This window comes from Stenotrophomonas maltophilia (genome assembly GCF_002799245.1).
GTDB lineage: Bacteria > Pseudomonadota > Gammaproteobacteria > Xanthomonadales > Xanthomonadaceae > Stenotrophomonas > Stenotrophomonas maltophilia_S.
Genome location: NZ_NEQV01000001.1, coordinates 1 through 14,002, shown reverse-complemented (window position 1 = coordinate 14,002; position 14,002 = coordinate 1). Strand labels below are relative to the sequence as shown.

The window sequence follows — 14,002 nt, the reverse complement described above, 5'->3', positions numbered from 1 at the left end:
CCCCAGCGTACCGGCCCGGCCGGTGCCGCGGACAACAAGGAAACGCCATGAAACTGTGTGGATTCGAGGTCGGGCTGGACCAGCCCCTGTTCCTGATCGCCGGCCCCTGCGTGATCGAGTCGATGCAGCTGCAGCTCGATACCGCCGGCAAGCTGAAGGAGATCACCGACAGGCTCGGCGTCAATTTCATCTTCAAGTCCAGCTTCGACAAGGCCAACCGCACCTCGGGCACCGCCTTCCGTGGCCCGGGCATGGAAGAGGGCCTGAAGGTCCTGGCCGAGGTCAAGAAGCAGATCGGCGTGCCGGTGCTGACCGACGTCCACGAGTACACCCCGATGGACGAAGTGGCTTCGGTGGTGGATGTGCTGCAGACCCCGGCGTTCCTGGTCCGCCAGACCGACTTCATCCGCAAGGTGTGCTCGGCCGGCAAGCCGGTCAACATCAAGAAGGGCCAGTTCCTGGCGCCGTGGGACATGAAGCCGGTGGTGGAGAAGGCCAAGGCCACCGGCAACGAGCAGATCATGGTCTGCGAGCGCGGTGCCAGCTTCGGCTACAACAACCTGGTCAGTGACATGCGCTCGCTGGCGGTGATGCGTGATACCGGTTGCCCGGTGGTGTTCGATGCCACCCATTCGGTGCAGCTGCCGGGCGGGCAGGGCACCAGCTCGGGTGGCCAGCGCGAACACGTGCCGGTGCTGGCCCGCGCCGCCGTGGCGGTGGGTATCTCCGGCCTGTTCGCCGAGACCCATCCGGATCCGTCCAAGGCCCTGTCCGATGGCCCCAATGCGTGGCCGCTGGACCAGATGGAGGCGCTGCTCGAGACCCTGATGGAGCTCGACGCGGTGACCAAGAAGCACGGCTTCTCGCGCTTCGCGTGAGTCGTGACCCGTGGGTGGCGCTGGAAGCCCAGCGCCATCGCCGGCACTGGAAACAGTGGCCATGGGGCCTGGTCGCACTGGGCCTGGCCGTGCTGTTCACCCTGGGCATGTGCGGGCTGGTGCTGATCGCTGCTGCGTCCGTGCGACCACCGGGTGATGGCGGCAGCGCGCTCAATCTGCGGGCGTACTTCATTGCGCTGCTGGCCGGGGAATTGCTGGCTGCCGTGGGCTGCGTGGCTTCGGCTGTGCTGGCCTGGCGCCTGAACCGTGGCAAGGTGGCCGCCGCGCTGGCGGTCATCCTGCTTTCGCTGTGGCTCGGCGCCCTGTTCTACGGATTGCTTTGATGAATACGATCACGGCGGCGCGTGTCTGGCCCTGGGGCTTGATCGCGCTGGGGCTGTCCGTGCTTGCCTGGGCCTCCCTGCTGATGGGCGTGCTGGCCTTTGCTGCCAGCTTCGGCTCGCCGGGTGATGGCAACCACGGGATGCAGGCCATGCAGTACTGGATACTGGCCGCGCTGGCTACGCTGGGCCTGTCCTTCGTCGGCAGCCTGGTGGCGATGGTGCTGGCCTGGCGACGCCGGCGCGGGGCCATCTGTTCGGCGATTGCCGGTGCCCTGCTGACGCTGCTGGTGTCGCTGCTGCTGGTGGTCATCGGGTCCAGCTGGGGCTGACGCCAGCCAGGCTATTTGGCAAGTGGCGGGCAGCCGGGGATAATCACGCGGCATTCGTTTTGTCGCCCCCTCTCCAGACAGGTAACCGGCCCGACCATGAGTACGATCCGCAGCATCCACGCCCGTGAAATCCTCGACAGCCGTGGCAACCCCACGCTGGAAGCCGAAGTCATCCTGGAGGACGGTTCGTTCGGTCGCGCCGCAGTTCCCTCCGGCGCCTCGACCGGCACCAAGGAAGCGGTCGAGCTGCGTGACGGCGACAAGACCCGCTACCTGGGCAAGGGCGTGCGCAAGGCCGTCGACAACGTCAACACCACCATTGCCAATGCCCTGAAGGGTTTCGAGGCTGGCGACCAGGCTGGCCTTGATCGCCGCCTGATCGACCTCGATGGCACCGAGAACAAGGGCCGCCTGGGCGCCAATGCACTGCTGGGTGTTTCGATGGCCGCCGCGCACGCTGCTGCTGCATCGAACAAGCAGGCGCTGTGGCAGTACCTGGCAGCCAAGACCGGTGTGACCCCGTCGCTGCCGGTGCCGATGATGAACATCATCAACGGCGGCGCGCATGCCGACAACAACGTTGACTTCCAGGAGTTCATGGTGCTGCCGGTGGGCTTCACCTCGTTCTCCGAAGCGCTGCGCGCCGGCACCGAAATCTTCCATTCGCTGAAGTCGGTGCTGAAGGGCCACGGCCTGAGCACCGCGGTGGGCGACGAAGGTGGCTTCGCGCCGGACTTCCGCAGCAACGTCGAAGCACTCGACACCATCCTCGAAGCGATCGGCAAGGCCGGCTACACCGCCGGTGAAGACGTGCTGCTGGGCCTGGACGTGGCCTCCAGCGAATTCTTCGAGAACGGCAAGTACAACCTGGTCGGCGAGAACAAGCGCCTGACCTCCGAGCAGTTCGTCGACTTCCTCGCCGACTGGGCCGCGCAGTACCCGATCATCACGATTGAAGATGGCCTGGCCGAGAACGACTGGGCCGGCTGGAAGCTGCTGACCGATCGCATCGGCAAGAAGGTGCAGCTGGTCGGTGACGACCTGTTCGTGACCAACCCGAAGATCTTCCAGGAAGGCATCGACTCGGGCACCGCCAACGCGATCCTGATCAAGGTCAACCAGATCGGCACCCTCAGCGAAACCCTGGAAGCGATCGCCATGGCCGACCGTGCCGGTTACGCCGCCGTGGTCTCGCACCGCTCGGGCGAAACCGAAGACACCACCATTGCCGACATCGCGGTGGCCACCACGGCCACCCAGATCAAGACCGGCTCGCTGTGCCGCAGCGATCGCGTGGCCAAGTACAACCAGCTGCTGCGCATCGAGGAAGCCCTCGGCGCCGGCGCGCGTTACGCCGGTCGTGACGCGTTCGTTTCGCTGAAGCGCTGAGCCGATGCGCGACTGGCGCTGGATGCTGCTGGTGCTGGCCCTGTTGCTGGGCTGGCTGCAGTACCGCTTCTGGTTCGGTCCGGGCAATTCGGGTGAAGTGATGATGCTCGAAGCCCAGGTCGCCAACCAGGAGCGGGACAATGAGGGTCTGCAGCAGCGCAACGACGCGCTGGCCGCCGAAGTGAAGGACCTCAAGGAAGGCCAGTCCGCCATCGAGGAGCGCGCGCGCAGCGAGCTGGGCATGATCAAGCCCGGCGAGAAGTTCTACCGCGTGGTCGAGGATGCGCCGGTCCGTCCGGCGCAGCCCGCCGCAGGCGTCAATGCCCAGGCCGGCGAACACCCGGCGGACGTGCCATGAGCGCGGCGATCTGGGTGGTGGTTCCGGCTGCGGGCCGTGGCACCCGCTTCGGCGCGCCGCTGCCCAAGCAGTACCTGCAGGCGGGCGGGCAGATCCTGCTCGCCCATACCCTGGACGCCCTGCTGGCGCACCCGGCCGTGGCCGGCGCAATGGTGGTGATCGGCCAGGACGATGCCGACTGGCCGGGCTGGAATGAATGGACCGGCAAGCCGGTACTGACCTGCATCGGCGGCGCGACCCGTGCCGCCTCGGTGCTCGCGGGGCTGCAGGCGCTGCCGGACTCGGTGCGCGCCGATGAATTCGTGCTGGTCCATGATGCCGCGCGGCCCAACCTGTCCCTGGCCGACCTGGGCCGCCTGCTTGAAGTCGGTCGTGCCGATCCGGTCGGGGCGATCCTGGCTGCGCCGGTGCGCGACACCCTCAAGCGCGCGGGCGACGACGGTGGCATCGATGGCACCGAGCCGCGCGAGCGTCTGTGGCGCGCACTGACACCACAGCTGTTCCGCCGCCACCAGCTCAGCCGCGCGCTGTCCGAAGCCGCCTCCGCCGGTGTTGAAGTCACCGACGAAGCCATGGCCATGGAGCGTCAGGGCCAGCGCCCGTTGCTGGTGGAAGGCAGCGAGGACAACTTCAAGGTCACCACCCCGGCCGATCTGGACCGGTTCGAATTCGTACTTTCCCGCCGCGCCGGCTGACCGTCCGCGCGGCCCTGTTGCAAGGGTTGCATCCATGAGCACCGCACCGTTCCCGCCCGTCCGCATCGGCCAGGGCTACGACGTCCATGCCTTCGGCGAAGGCGATCACATCATGCTCGGCGGGGTGAACGTGCCGCACAGCTGTGGCGTGCTCGCGCACAGCGATGGCGACGTGATCCTGCACGCCCTGTGCGATGCGATGCTCGGCGCACTGGCGCTGGGCGATATCGGCCAGCATTTCCCGCCGAGTGACGACCGCTGGAAGGGCGCCGACAGCAGCGATTTCGTGCGCCACTGCGACAGCCTGCTGCGCGAGCGTGGCTGGCGCGTCGGCAACACCGACATCACCGTAATCTGTGAGCGTCCGAAGGTCGGCCCGCATGCCTTGGCCATGCGTGAGCGCATCGGCGGCCTGCTGCAGCTGCCGCTGGATGCGGTCAGCGTCAAGGCCACCACCTCGGAGAAGCTGGGCTTCACCGGCCGTGGTGAAGGCATTGCCGCACAGGCGGTTGTGCTGCTGGTGGCGGCATGATCCCGCTGCCGTTGGCGTTTGGTGCGCCGTTGTTGACGGCGCGCATCCGCACCACGCCGGAAGATTTCCAGGTGGATGAACTGCCGGCGTTCGAGGCCACCGGCGAAGGTGAGCATCTGCTGCTGCACATCCGCAAGCGTGGGGCCAATACCGTGCATGTGGCCAAGGTGCTGGCCAAGTGGGCGGGCCTGCCGGAAATGGCGGTGAGCTACGCTGGCATGAAGGATCGCCATGCGGTCACGACCCAGCGTTTCAGCGTGCACCTGCCCAAGCGGATTGCGCCGGATCTGGCCGAGCTGGCCAGCGACGAGATCGAAGTGCTTGAAGCCACCTGGCACAACCGCAAGCTGCAGCGCGGCGCTCTGGCCGGCAACCGCTTCAAGCTGGTGCTGCGCGAGGTGCGCGGCGATGCTGCCGCCATCAGCGAGCGCCTGCAGCAGATTGCCGGGCGTGGCCTGCCGAACTGGTTTGGCGAACAGCGTTTCGGCCGCGATGGTGGCAACGTGCCGGCGGCGTTGGCGATGTTCGGTGGCCGCCGCATGCGCAAGGACCAGCGTTCGCTGCTGCTGTCAGCCGCCCGCTCGGCGCTGTTCAATCGCGTGCTGGCCGCGCGCGTGGAGCAGGGCAACTGGGATCAGCCGCTGGACGGTGAAGTGTGGATGCTCGATGGCAGCCGCAGTGTATTCGGCCCCGAGGCGTACACCGATGTGCTGGCCGAGCGCCTGGCACGTTTCGACATCCATCCCAGTGCACCGCTGTGGGGCGAGGGCGAGCTGCGCAGTGCCGACGCGGCACGTGAGCTGGAGCTGGCCGCGCTGGATGATGAAGAATCAAAAGCACTGCGGGCCGGCCTGGAAGACGCGCGCCTGAAGCAGGAGCGCCGTGCACTGCGCCTGCGCCCGGCGCTGCTGCAGCACCAATGGCTGGCCGATGACGTGCTGGAGCTGTCGTTCGCGCTGCCGCCGGGCTGCTACGCCACCGCCGTGCTGCACGAGCTCGGCCCGATCGAAGACGCCTCACAGCCCTGACAGAAAAAGGGGACGGAGGGAATTAAGTCGTTTGTGGCACAAACGACTTAATTCCCTCCGTCCCCTTTTTTTCAGCGGCGTGCCAGCAGCACCAGTACCGCGCCGGTGCCACCTTGCCCGGTCGGCGCCGAATGAAACGCCAGTACGTCGTTGCGCAGCCGCAGCAGGCGATCAACCAGGTTCTTCAGCACCGGTGCACCGCCATCGGACTGCAATCCCTTGCCGTGGATGATGCGCACGCAGCCATATTCATGTGCATGCGCCTCCAGCAGGAACTGGCGCAGCAGGGTTTCCGCCTGCGTGGCGGTGGCACCGTGCAGGTCCAGCTCGTCCTGCACCGAATACTGGCCGCGCTTGAGGCGCTGGAACAGGCGTGGTGGCAGGTTGTCACGGCGATAGCTGGCCACGTCGCCGGCTTCCAGTGGCGTACTGTCACGCAGCAGCCGGGCGAACTCGCCGGCGGCTTCGGCCTCGTCACGTTCGGCCATGCGTGCGCGCGGCTTCGGCCGGGGCGCAGCAGGCGCCGGCTCGGCATCCTTGCGCAACGGCGTCACTTCGCCGATGGCCGCACGGAACAGCGCGGCCGGATCTTCGTCTTCAGGGTGCGACATGCGCACAGGGTAAACCGCCGGCGCGGGTCTGCCTATGACGGTTCGATGTCGGTCGTGACCGCCGGCAGGGTAGGACCGGCGGCTCGCATGCGGCACAATAGACGATGCCCTTGCAGGGTCGACGGCTTCCGCAGGGAAGCGCGACGGTCCCGCCCACACTGCACGGTGATGGAATCGAATTCTTGGAAAATCAAGCGGTTAAATCGAAGATGCGAATCCTGGTCAGTAATGACGATGGTGTCGACGCTGCAGGCATCCGGATGCTTGCCTCGGTCCTGCGCGAGGCCGGACACGAAGTCACGGTGGTTGCGCCCGACCGCGATCGCTCCGGTGCCAGCAATTCGCTGACCCTGGACCTGCCGATCCGGCTCAAGCGCATCGACCACTACACCGTCTCGGTGGCCGGTACACCGACCGACTGCGTGCACCTGGCGCTGACCGGCCTGCTTGAATTCGAGCCTGACATTGTCGTGTCCGGCATCAACAACGCCGCCAACCTCGGCGACGACGTGATCTATTCCGGCACCGTCTCGGCGGCGATGGAAGGTCGCTTCCTGGGATTGCCGGCCGTGGCGGTCTCGCTGGTCAGCCGCAACCACGATCCGAAGCACTTCGAGACCGCCGCGCGTGCCGCGGTGGAGATCGTCGCCCGGCTCAAGGCCGATCCGCTGCCGGCTGACACCATCCTCAACGTCAACGTGCCGGACCTGCCATGGGGCGAGGTCAAGGGCTTCGAGGTCACCCGCCTCGGCAACCGCCATCGTGCCGAGGGCTGCATCGCGCAGAAGGACCCGCGTGGCAACGAGGTGTACTGGATCGGCCCGGCCGGCCGTGAGCAGGACTCCGGCCCCGGCACCGACTTCCACGCGGTGCGCACCGGCCATATCTCGATCACCCCGATCCAGGTCGACCTGACCCGCTACCAGGCGCTGGAGAAAGTGGCCAGCTGGGTTGGCGGCCTCAGTGCCGCGCTGGACCGGCCGGCATGAGTCCACGCCTGCGACTGCAGCCGGAAGCCGTCGGTATCGGCATGACCTCGCAGCGCGTGCGTGATCGTCTGGTCGACCGCCTGCGTGAGGCCGGCATCGTCGACGAGTCCACCTTGAACGCGATCCGGGTGGTGCCGCGCCATCTGTTCATCGATGAAGCACTGGCCTCGCGCGCGTATGAAGACACCGCGCTGCCGATCGGACATGGCCAGACCATCTCGCAGCCCTGGGTGGTTGCGCGGATGACCGAGGCGGTGCTCCAGGTCGCGCCGAAGCGCGTGCTGGAAGTCGGTACCGGCTCCGGCTACCAGGCCGCCATCCTCGGCGCACTGGGCCTGGAGGTCTACACCGTGGAACGCATCGGTGACCTGCTGCGCCAGGCACGCAAGCGCTTCCGCGCACTGGGCATGAACATCCGCACCAAGCATGACGACGGCCGCGCCGGCTGGGCCGAGCACGGTCCGTTCGATGCCATCGTCGTCACCGCCGCCGCGCCTGCACTGGTCGATGAACTGGTCGGGCAGTTGGCCGAAGGCGGGCGCCTGGTGGCGCCGGTCGGTGGCCCGGGCGGGCAGTCACTGGTGCAGCTGGACCGCAAGCCCGATGGCAGCATCGAACAACGCGTGCTGGCGCCGGTCACGTTCGTGCCGCTGCTGTCTGGCATGCTCGACTAATCCACGGAGCAGGGTTGCATGAAGATTTTCGGGCCGCTGTACGAGCGGGCGATGAAGTGGGCGGCGCACGAACGGGCGCCGACCTACCTGACGGTGTTGAGCTTCTTCGAGGCGATCATCTTCCCGGTGATGCCGGAGGTGATGCTGGCACCGATGTGCGTGGCCCAGCCCAAGCGCGGCTGGTGGTTCGCCACCCTCAGCCTGGCTGGCTCGATGGTCGGCGCGCTGGTCGGCTACGCGCTGGGTCATTACGCTTTCGAGGCGGTCAAGCCGTTGTTCGAAGCGCTGGGCATGCTGCCGGCGATCGAGCAGGGCATCACCACCGTACAGGCGAAGATGGTCGAGTCGCCGTGGGCGGTGTTCACCTTCCTGGTGCTGGGCGGTTTCATGCCCATCCCGATGAAGGTCTTCACATGGGCATCGGGTATCGTCGGCGTACCGATGCCGCAGTACCTGCTGAGCATGCTGATCGGTCGCGGCAAGCGCGTATTCGTGCTGGCCGCGGTCATCCGTATCGGTGGTGCGCGTGCCGAAGCGGCATTGCGTCGCTGGATTGAACCGCTGGGCTGGATCGCCACCGCGCTGGTGGTGGTGCTGATCGCCTGGCTTGTATGGAGGTCGAAGTTCGCATGAGTCCTGATCGTCTGAGCAAGGGAGTGCGCATCGGCGCGCTGGCGTTGCTGGTTTCCACCCTGGCCGCCTGCGGCACCGCCACCGTGGTCCGTCCGGGCGGCGGCAACGCCGGTGGCGTGACCACGCCGAAGACCTCGGTGCCCAAGCCCGGGCAGACCGTGGTGGTGCGCAAGGGCGACACCATCTATGCGTTGGCCCGCATCCACGACATCACTCCGGCGGACCTGATTGCCTGGAACAGCCTGGACAACCCCTCGACCATCCATCCGGGCCAGGTGATCCGGCTGTATCCGGCCGGCGCCAGCGGTGGCCGCGCGCCCACCACGGTGGTTACCCCGCCGCGCTCGGGTGGCAGCAGTGGTGGCAGCACCGCGCCGGCGCCGGCACCGGTCGGTCCGGTGAAGAGCAACATCGCCTGGCGCTGGCCGGCCGATGGCGCGATCGTTGGCCGCTACGTGGCCGGTGACGCGACCAAGCAGGGCGTGGACATCGCCGGCACCAGCGGCCAGGCGGTCAAGGCGACCGCCAATGGCGTGGTGGTTTACTCCGGTGCCGGTCTGGTGGGCTACGGCGAGCTGATCATCATCAAGCACAGCGACCAGTGGCTGTCGGCCTATGGCCACAACCGCAAGCGCCTGGTGAACGAAGGCCAGAGCGTGAAGGCTGGCGAGCAGATCGCCGAGATGGGCCGCACCGGCGCAAACCGCGACATGGTCCACTTCGAGATTCGCTACAACGGCAAGCCGGTCGACCCGCAGCAGTACCTGCCGGCGCGCTGATGCGAACAGATGCGGTCCCGCCGGGCAATGCCCGGCGTGCCGATATGTAGAGCCGAGCCCACGCTCGGCTGCTCTTCACGACGCTGCGCGCCGCCGCCCGAGCATGGGCTCGGGCGCTACGGATATCGCGGTTGCCACTGTTGCCGGTAGAGCCGAGCCCACGCTCGGCTGCTCTTCACGACGCTGCGCGCCGCCGCCCGAGCATGGGCTCGGGCGCTACGGATATCGCGGTTGCCACTGCCACCGGTAGAGCCGAGCCCGCGCTCGGCTGCTCTTCACGACGCTGCGCGCCGCCGCCCGGGCATCGGCTCGGGCGCTACGGATATCCCGGTTGCCACTGCCACCGGTAGAGCCGAGCCCGCGCTCGGCTGCTCTTCAGACGCTGCGCGCCGCCACCCGAGCATGGGCTCGGGCGCTACGGATATCCCGGTTGCCACTGCCGCCGGTAGAGCCGAGCCCACGCTCGGCTGCTCTTCACGACGCTGCGCGCCGCCGCCCGAGCATCGGCTCGGGCGCTACGGATATCCCGGTTGCCACTGCCGCCGGTAGAGCCGAGCCCACGCTCGGCTGCTCTTCACGACGCTGCGCGCCGCCGTCCGGGCATCGGCTCGGGCGCTACGGATATCCCGGTTGCCACTGCCGCCGGTAGAGCCGAGCCCACGCTCGGCTGCTCTTCACGACGCTGCGCGCCGCCGCCCGGGCATCGGCTCGGGCGCTACGGATATCCCGGTTGCCACTGCCACCGGTAGAGCCGAGCCTGCGCTCGGCTGCTCTTCACGACGCTGCGCGCCGCCACCCGAGCATGGGCTCGGGCGCTACGGACAGGCTGTGATCCAGGATGGCGCCGGGCCATGCTCGGCGGCTCAAGCGTTCAGCCTTCCAGAATGAAGGCGGCTGCAACCTTGCGGCCTTCGCCGGCCAGGATGTTGAAGGTACGGGCGGCGGCCGGATTGTTCATCACTTCCAGGCCGATGCCGCGTGACAGGCAGGCGGCCATCACTACCGCCGGCGGGAACACCTGGCGGTCGCCGGTGCCGAGCACGATCAGCGCCGGGTTCATCGCCAGGATCGGCTCCAGGTCAGCTACCTGCAGCGCGGCGGCACCCGCCACCGGCCATCGGGCGACCAGCTGGTCCGGGGTCAGGAAAAAGCTGCTGTCCAGCACCTGGTCATTGACCTTGGCCGAGCGACCATCGGCGGCGCGCAGGCTGTAGGCGTAGTCAGGCGGTTCGTGGTTCAGCTGCATGGCAGTAGGGCGATCAGCCGCGCGGCAGCACGATCTGGCGCTGTTCCTTGCTGGGGCGGTACAGCACGGCAACGTGGCCGATGCGCTGTACCAGCGCGCTTTCGGTGGCTTCGACGATCTCGCCGATCATCACGTCACGGGCGTCGCGATCCTCGGCAGCGACCTTCACCTTGACCAGTTCGTGGCGCTCCAGCACTTCGTTCAGCTCAGCGATGAAGGCCGGGGTCACGCCCTTGCCGCCGGTCTGCAGCAGGGCCTTCAGGTCGTGGGCTTGGCCGCGCAGGAAACGGGTCTGGGAGGCGGTCAGGGCGATGGACATGCAGGAAAACACGGTTGAATGGGGCGATCAGGGTATCATGAGGACCCCATCAGCCCCTATTTTCAATGGCTACCCGCAGCAAAAGCAGCCAGCGCTGGCTCAAGGAACACTTCTCCGACCCCTTCGTGAAGAAGGCGCAGGCCGAAGGCATGCGCTCGCGCGCCGCCTACAAGCTCGAAGAGCTGCTCGAACGTGACCGGTTGCTGAAGCCGCACATGGTGGTGGTCGACCTCGGCGCGGCGCCGGGGGGCTGGTCTCAGCAGGTTCGGAGACAGATCGGCGACACCGGTCGCGTGCTGGCCCTGGACATCCTGGACATGCCGCCACTGGCCGGCGTGGAGTTCCTTCATGGTGACTTCAGGGAAGAAACCGTCCTATCGCAGTTTGAAGCCATGCTCGGGGATCAGCCGGTAGACCTTGTGCTGTCGGACATGGCCCCCAATAAGAGTGGTGTGGGCGCGGTCGACCAGCCGCGGATGATGCACCTGGCGGAGCTTGCACTGGATTTTGCCGACAACCACCTGAAGACCGGTGGGGCGTTCCTGATCAAGCTGTTCCAGGGCGAGGGCTTTGACGACTACGTGCGCGATATGCGCCGCCGGTACGACAAGGTCTCCATCCGCAAGCCGGAAGCCTCGCGCAAGCGCTCTCCCGAGGTGTATGCCTTGGGTCAGGGAAAACGCGCCCACATGAAGTAAGCTCGCAACGTACGCAAGTTCGACCCCAACGCAACGCCAGCACTGAGAGGAACACCGGAGCCAATGAGGATGAACGACTTGACCAAGAACCTCCTGCTATGGGTGGTCGTCGCCGTCGTGCTGATGGTGGTCTTCCAGAGCTTTTCGCCCAAGACCTCCGGGGCTGGGGCGCAGGGTGCGTCGTACTCGCAGTTCCTGGACCAGGTGGACAGCGGCAACGTGCAGAAGGTCGCCTTCGGCGGCGACATGCGCGGCGGCACCAGCCAGCTGACCTACACCACCCGGGGTGGGCAGTCGTCCACCATCACCGCACCGTTCGATCGTGACCTGATCAACGTGCTGCGCACCAAGAACGTGGAAATCGTCCAGGAGGAGCCGTCCAGCGGCATCTCCCTGGGTGCGATCCTGATGAATTTCCTGCCGGTCATCCTGATCATCGGCTTCTGGTTGTTCATCATGCGCCAGATGCAGGGCGGTGGTGGCGGTGCCAAGGGCGCGATGTCCTTCGGCAAGTCGCGCGCCAAGCTGCAGGGCGAAGACCAGATCAAGGTCACCTTTGCCGACGTCGCCGGTTGCGACGAGGCCAAGGAAGAAGTGGGCGAGCTGGTCGACTTCCTGCGCGACCCGTCCAAGTTCACCAAGCTGGGTGGCAAGATTCCGCGCGGCGTGCTGATGGTGGGCCCGCCGGGCACCGGCAAGACGCTGCTGGCCAAGGCCATCGCCGGTGAAGCCAAGGTGCCGTTCTTCTCGATCTCCGGTTCGGACTTCGTGGAAATGTTCGTTGGCGTTGGCGCCAGCCGCGTGCGTGACATGTTCGAGCAGGCCAAGAAGCACGCCCCTTGCATCATCTTCATCGACGAAATCGACGCCGTCGGTCGCCACCGTGGCGCCGGCCTGGGCGGCGGTCATGACGAGCGCGAGCAGACCCTGAACCAGCTGCTGGTCGAGATGGATGGTTTCGAAGGCGGCGAAGGCGTGATCGTGATCGCCGCGACCAACCGTCCGGACGTGCTGGACCCGGCGCTGCTGCGTCCGGGCCGTTTCGACCGCCAGGTTGTGGTCGGCCTGCCGGACGTGAAGGGCCGCGAGCACATCCTGAAGGTCCACATGCGCAAGCTGCCGCTGGCCGATGATGTCGAGCCGATGGTGATCGCGCGCGGTACCCCGGGCTTCTCCGGTGCGGACCTGGCCAACCTCTGCAACGAGGCGGCCCTGTTCGCCGCGCGTGGCAACGAGAAGGAAGTCCGCATGGACCATTTCGACCGTGCCCGCGACAAGATCCTGATGGGTGCCGAGCGCCGCTCGATGGCCATGAGCGAAGAGGAGAAGACCCTCACCGCCTACCACGAAGCCGGTCACGCCATCGTCGGCCGCCTGGTGCCCGAGCACGACCCGGTCTACAAGGTCACCATCATTCCGCGCGGCCGTGCGCTGGGTGTGACCATGTACCTGCCGGAAGGCGACAAGTACTCGATGAACCGCGTGGCGATCAAGTCGCAGCTGTGCTCGCTGTACGGTGGTCGTGTGGCCGAGGAGCTGATCTTCGGTGCCGACAAGGTCACCACGGGCGCCTCCAACGACATCGAACGTGCCACCAAGATGGCCCGCAACATGGTCACCAAATGGGGCCTGTCCGACCAGCTCGGCCCGATCGCCTATGGCGAAGAGGACGACGAGGTATTCCTGGGCCGGTCGGTCACCCAGCACAAGAGCGTGTCCAACGACACGGCACGTCGCATCGACGAGGAAGTCCGCAACATCCTCGACGAAGCCTACGCGCGCACCACCGAGCTGATGACGGCCAACCTGGACAAGCTGCACGCCATGTCCCAGCTGCTGCTGCAGTACGAGACCATCGATGCGCCGCAGATCGACGCCATCATGGAAGGCCGCGATCCGCCGCCGCCGGCCGGCTGGAACAAGTCGAACAAGGATGGTGGCAACGACAAGGGCGGCGACGCCCGTCCGCTGCCGCCGATCGCAGGCCCGGCCGAATCGCACTGACGGCCCGCTGCACGTGACACCAGACGAGGCCGGGGCAACCCGGCTTCGTCGTTTCCGGGCCCCTGGCCCCACCGATGAACCGACCTGATGCTGGAGCCTGCATGTCCGCCCCGAAGCCCGAACCGATTTCCCACACCGTCGAAATGGTGATCGCCACCGTGGTGGGGGTGGGCGTAGGCCTGAGCGCCGACAACCTGCTGCTGGGGTGCGTGGTAGGTATCGCAGTCGGCATCGTGCTGAGCATCGCCAAGACCCTGTACGTGGACCGCAAGCGCCGCCGCCGTTGAGGGGGGATCGGCAGGGCTGCGCCCTGCACCCGTGGTAGTGCCGGCCGCTGGCCGGCAACCTCAGCAGCAATAGCAGAAGCAACAGCAGAAGCGGGCATTCTTTAGGATGGCAGGGCGGTGTGGGTTGGCAGGACACGCCGTAAACCCGTCCCTGGGGGCTCGATGGCGCAATCCATGGCGCCAACGGTCCTGCCAACCCACACCGCCCC

18 protein-coding genes are annotated in these 14,002 nt (G+C 66.9%); 15 read left to right on the top strand and 3 right to left on the bottom strand.

Annotation, left to right across the window (positions count from 1 at the left end):
* Positions 1 to 47: 47 nt before the first annotated feature.
* From kdsA to truD, 8 genes are all read left to right on the top strand, one after another.
* Positions 48 to 878: a 3-deoxy-8-phosphooctulonate synthase gene (gene kdsA / locus B9Y64_RS00090; RefSeq protein WP_006431480.1), complete on the top strand. Its 831-nt coding sequence runs from the start codon at positions 48 to 50 to the stop codon at positions 876 to 878.
* A complete protein-coding gene (locus B9Y64_RS00085) occupies positions 875 to 1,222 on the top strand; it encodes a hypothetical protein (RefSeq protein ID WP_100439001.1) in 348 nt (115 codons plus the stop codon). The genes kdsA and B9Y64_RS00085 overlap by 4 nt, the downstream gene beginning before the upstream one ends.
* Positions 1,222 to 1,551, top strand: a complete 330-nt coding sequence (locus B9Y64_RS00080; RefSeq protein ID WP_100439000.1) for a hypothetical protein — start codon at positions 1,222 to 1,224, stop codon at positions 1,549 to 1,551. The genes B9Y64_RS00085 and B9Y64_RS00080 overlap by 1 nt, the downstream gene beginning before the upstream one ends.
* Before the next feature lie 96 nt (positions 1,552 to 1,647).
* Positions 1,648 to 2,940 (top strand): phosphopyruvate hydratase, encoded by a 1,293-nt coding sequence (gene eno, locus B9Y64_RS00075; RefSeq protein ID WP_100438999.1) that lies wholly within the window; start codon positions 1,648 to 1,650, stop codon positions 2,938 to 2,940.
* A 4-nt stretch (positions 2,941 to 2,944) separates the two neighbouring features.
* Entirely contained in the window at positions 2,945 to 3,298 is a 354-nt protein-coding gene (gene ftsB / locus B9Y64_RS00070) for a cell division protein FtsB (protein ID WP_049445679.1), read from the top strand.
* Positions 3,295 to 3,993: a 2-C-methyl-D-erythritol 4-phosphate cytidylyltransferase gene (gene ispD, locus B9Y64_RS00065; RefSeq protein WP_100438998.1), complete on the top strand. Its 699-nt coding sequence runs from the start codon at positions 3,295 to 3,297 to the stop codon at positions 3,991 to 3,993. The genes ftsB and ispD overlap by 4 nt, the downstream gene beginning before the upstream one ends.
* A gap of 34 nt (positions 3,994 to 4,027) precedes the next feature.
* Complete coding sequence (ispF, locus tag B9Y64_RS00060; protein WP_005409005.1) at positions 4,028 to 4,525, top strand: 2-C-methyl-D-erythritol 2,4-cyclodiphosphate synthase; 498 nt, start codon at positions 4,028 to 4,030, stop codon at positions 4,523 to 4,525.
* Entirely contained in the window at positions 4,522 to 5,553 is a 1,032-nt protein-coding gene (truD, locus tag B9Y64_RS00055; RefSeq protein ID WP_100438997.1) for a tRNA pseudouridine(13) synthase TruD, read from the top strand. Before ispF ends, truD begins: the two co-directional genes overlap by 4 nt.
* A gap of 71 nt (positions 5,554 to 5,624) precedes the next feature.
* Here truD and B9Y64_RS00050 read toward each other — a convergent pair whose 3' ends face one another.
* Complete coding sequence (locus B9Y64_RS00050; protein WP_100438996.1) at positions 5,625 to 6,164, bottom strand: Smr/MutS family protein; 540 nt, start codon at positions 6,162 to 6,164, stop codon at positions 5,625 to 5,627.
* A gap of 209 nt (positions 6,165 to 6,373) precedes the next feature.
* Here B9Y64_RS00050 and surE point away from each other — a divergent pair, with 209 nt between their 5' ends.
* The 4 genes from surE to B9Y64_RS00030 are packed head-to-tail and all read left to right on the top strand — an operon-like array spanning position 6,374 to position 9,239.
* Positions 6,374 to 7,153: a 5'/3'-nucleotidase SurE gene (surE, locus tag B9Y64_RS00045; RefSeq protein ID WP_100438995.1), complete on the top strand. Its 780-nt coding sequence runs from the start codon at positions 6,374 to 6,376 to the stop codon at positions 7,151 to 7,153.
* Entirely contained in the window at positions 7,150 to 7,827 is a 678-nt protein-coding gene (locus B9Y64_RS00040; protein ID WP_005416032.1) for a protein-L-isoaspartate(D-aspartate) O-methyltransferase, read from the top strand. Before surE ends, B9Y64_RS00040 begins: the two co-directional genes overlap by 4 nt.
* Positions 7,828 to 7,845: 18 nt before the next feature.
* Positions 7,846 to 8,460, top strand: a complete 615-nt coding sequence (locus tag B9Y64_RS00035) for a YqaA family protein (RefSeq protein WP_100438994.1) — start codon at positions 7,846 to 7,848, stop codon at positions 8,458 to 8,460.
* Positions 8,457 to 9,239 (top strand): peptidoglycan DD-metalloendopeptidase family protein, encoded by a 783-nt coding sequence (locus B9Y64_RS00030; protein WP_100438993.1) that lies wholly within the window; start codon positions 8,457 to 8,459, stop codon positions 9,237 to 9,239. Before B9Y64_RS00035 ends, B9Y64_RS00030 begins: the two co-directional genes overlap by 4 nt.
* A gap of 871 nt (positions 9,240 to 10,110) precedes the next feature.
* Here B9Y64_RS00030 and B9Y64_RS00025 read toward each other — a convergent pair.
* Positions 10,111 to 10,485, bottom strand: coding sequence for an Mth938-like domain-containing protein (locus B9Y64_RS00025; RefSeq protein WP_100438992.1), 375 nt, complete (start codon positions 10,483 to 10,485; stop codon positions 10,111 to 10,113).
* Positions 10,486 to 10,498: 13 nt separating this feature from the next.
* Positions 10,499 to 10,804, bottom strand: coding sequence for a ribosome assembly RNA-binding protein YhbY (yhbY, locus tag B9Y64_RS00020; RefSeq protein WP_004152868.1), 306 nt, complete (start codon positions 10,802 to 10,804; stop codon positions 10,499 to 10,501).
* Positions 10,805 to 10,869: 65 nt separating this feature from the next.
* Between yhbY and rlmE the strand changes: the two genes are divergently transcribed.
* From rlmE to B9Y64_RS00005, 3 genes are all read left to right on the top strand, one after another.
* Entirely contained in the window at positions 10,870 to 11,502 is a 633-nt protein-coding gene (rlmE, locus tag B9Y64_RS00015) for a 23S rRNA (uridine(2552)-2'-O)-methyltransferase RlmE (RefSeq protein WP_004152870.1), read from the top strand.
* Positions 11,503 to 11,571: 69 nt separating this feature from the next.
* A complete protein-coding gene (ftsH, locus tag B9Y64_RS00010; protein WP_014036751.1) occupies positions 11,572 to 13,506 on the top strand; it encodes an ATP-dependent zinc metalloprotease FtsH in 1,935 nt (644 codons plus the stop codon).
* A 101-nt stretch (positions 13,507 to 13,607) separates the two neighbouring features.
* Complete coding sequence (locus B9Y64_RS00005; protein WP_100438991.1) at positions 13,608 to 13,793, top strand: hypothetical protein; 186 nt, start codon at positions 13,608 to 13,610, stop codon at positions 13,791 to 13,793.
* The last annotated feature ends 209 nt before the right edge of the window (positions 13,794 to 14,002 follow it).